Source organism: Microcoleus sp. A6-C6, assembly GCF_036705955.1.
Lineage (GTDB): Bacteria > Cyanobacteriota > Cyanobacteriia > Cyanobacteriales > Microcoleaceae > Microcoleus.
Genome location: NZ_JAUBVR010000167.1, coordinates 1 through 2,881, shown reverse-complemented (window position 1 = coordinate 2,881; position 2,881 = coordinate 1). Strand labels below are relative to the sequence as shown.

At 40.9% G+C, this 2,881-nt stretch carries 2 protein-coding genes; both read left to right on the top strand.

Translation table 11 applies throughout. The annotated features are described in order from the left end of the window. Positions 1-598 precede the first annotated feature (598 nt). On the top strand, positions 599-2,110 hold the full coding sequence (locus QUB52_RS28910) for a mechanosensitive ion channel domain-containing protein (RefSeq protein ID WP_265239604.1): 1,512 nt from the start codon (positions 599-601) through the stop codon (positions 2,108-2,110). A gap of 10 nt (positions 2,111-2,120) precedes the next feature. Further along, on the top strand, positions 2,121-2,780 hold the full coding sequence (locus QUB52_RS28905; RefSeq protein WP_332975655.1) for a hypothetical protein: 660 nt from the start codon (positions 2,121-2,123) through the stop codon (positions 2,778-2,780). Positions 2,781-2,881: the final 101 nt, after the last annotated feature.

The following is a 2,881-nucleotide window of genomic DNA, read 5'->3' as shown; positions in this document are numbered from 1 at the left end:
CTTGATTGTGTGAGTTATAAAATTATCCTATGTATTCAATTACTGTAATTAAATTTCACTACATATTTATTACTACCATCTTTAGCAATAGATGAGTTTGCTCTCGAATCGCGAAAAAGTGGCACACTAACCGCAAGCCTGCGAAGACCAGGTATAGCAGTTGACAGTTGACAGTTGACAGTTGACAGTTGACAATTGACAGTTTTTAGACGGGCATCAAACCGTTGATGCTACAAGGGTCATGGATCTATTCATGAGCTTATTTCTGTCCTTACCAATGTTGGGGTTGCTATATCTAAAAAATTGGCAATAGGGAGAACTGCGTAGTATGAGGAACCACATCTCTATGTAACGAATTCACTTTTTTTACCCTAAAAATAGGTTAAAATTTATGATTACGAGTTCAGTATTTTATTTTTACATTGGGTACTGAGGACTTGATTTTTTACCAGAAAGAATTGGTTTAAAGCCGGAACCCTTCTAGGGAGAAATTAAAAGAAGAATATTTATTACTCCAATCCTCTTCCTTCCATATAGAGGTCGCTATCAACTGTCAACTGTCAACTGTCAACTGTTAACTGAATACTCCCCTTCAAAAATGACCACACAAAAAACTTTAGTGCCTGAATTTGAATTGTATACAATACAAGAAGAAGTATTGACACAGGTCTCGAAAATATTTACCGCTACCCTATTTAAAATAGGTGAAAATCCTGTATCCTTGCAGTCCCTGGTGGAACTGATTGTATTGTTTATGGCTATCCTTGTGATAGCACGATTTTTTACAAACTTTCTCAAGGAACGCTTGTTAGTCAGACTAGGAATTGACGAGGGAAATCGGGAAGCGATCGCAGTAATTATTGGGTATTTAATAGTAGCTTTGGGTGTGATAGTCGCCATCCAAAGCATCGGATTCAACCTCGCTTCTTTTGCAGTAGTTGCGGGGGGATTGGGAGTCGGAATTGGCTTCGGAATCCAAGATTTAACAACTAATTTCGTCAGTGGCTTAACGCTGCTTTTAGACAGGCCTGTGAAAGTCGGAGACTTTGTGGAATTAGAAGGATTAATGGGAATCGTCAAAAAAATCTCGATTCGATCGACCATCATCCAAACCACTGAGGACTCCAGCGTCATAGTTCCCAACAGCAAAATGATTAGCAACAAAATTGTTAACTGGAGTTACGAAAACTCGCTACTCTGTTTGCGAGTTCCCGTAGAAGTAGCCGAGAATAGTAACCCGCTGTTAGTGACAGAAACTCTGTTAAATATTGCTTACGCAGAAGCGGGAGTTTTATACGAACCGCATCCGAAAGTATTGTTTGTCGAGTTTGGTGATGATAGTTTTAAATTTGAACTTTTAGTTTGGACGGACAGGCCGACTGAAAGAGAAGTAATTAAAAGTTCTTTGAATTTTGCAATTGAATACAATTTTCGCCAGCAAAAAATCGAATTTCCGTTCAATGACAGAGAAATTTATTTGCAAAACCCCGAAGTTCTGTTATCAATCTTCAACAAAAAAGAAACTGCAATTGACCTCCCGAACAGTTACTATAAAAATGAGCAAAAACAGCCAATTTTTGCAGAGAAACTGCAAAAGCCATCGTCCCTTAGCTGTTTGCTGCGAGAGGTGGAATACTTTGAAAATCTGACTGATCTTGAATTGCGGCAATTGATTGAAGTTGGATACCGCAAACGGCTGCGATCGCAAGAATATTTGTTTCACGAAAACGACCCCGGAGATGCTTTTTACATGATTCTTTCAGGTTCAGTAGAAGTTTTTGTAGAAGCTATTGACAAACATCTGAATAACCTCGGTACTGGTCAGTTTTTAGGGGAACTTTCTTTGATGTTGGGAATCCCCAGAACTGCTTCGGTAAGAGCTTTGGAAGAAACAATTTTGTTTGCGATTAATAAAGAAGGTTTCCAAAAAGTTTTAACGGAACGACCGGATTTATCGGAGCAGATTATTCAAGAAATAGTCAAACACAAAGAAGAGTTAAGCGAGAGACAGCAGCAACTTCGAGAAATGGAATTAGTAGATGCAGATGAAGATAATGAAAATCCTGTAGAATGGGTGAGGGAACGGCTGAAAAAATTATTTAATATTTGAAATAATTTATATGACGCGATTCATTCACGATCTATTTGCCAAAGAATACCTGGAGGAATTTCTCTCGCCGATCGGAACTGTCGATATCGGCAAAGATGTGAGTTCCGAAGTCCGAGAAATTGATGTTTATTTCACTCCCGGCACCGCCATCCCTGAATACTCGGAAACGCTGGGGTTGCTGGGTAAAATGGCAAGCACGACGGCAATGTTTGAACCTTTTCGGAATCCGGCAAGTGTCACCGAAATTTGTAGCTGTCTGGGCAAATTATTGGACGTGCGCGGCGAATTGGAACGAAAATTCAGACGAGAAAATACTCGGTATGATGACGATCAATTGCCGAGGCTGTGGATTCTGATGCCCACAGCATCGAAAGCTGTGGTAGATAGTTTTAATGCGATACCGGATACTGAGAATTGGTTGCCGGGAATCTATTTTTTGGGGGCATCTTTGCGCACTGCGATTGTGGCGATTCACCAGTTGCCGGAAACTCCCGAAACCCTGTGGTTGAGGATTTTAGGCAAAGGGGGAGTGCAGCAGCGTGCCATCGCCCAATTGACGGCTTTAGCTGTGGACGATCCGTTACGGATTATTGCGCTAGAATTACTTTATCGGCTACAGTCAAATTTAGCTAAACAGACGGGAATCCCCACACTATATCGCTTCGATTAGTGTGGGATGAAAGACGCGGTGAGGCGAGGATTCCACCTGTCAACCCACTCAAAACTATGTTTTGACCGATGACGGGTGGATGACGAGGCGAACAAATTATT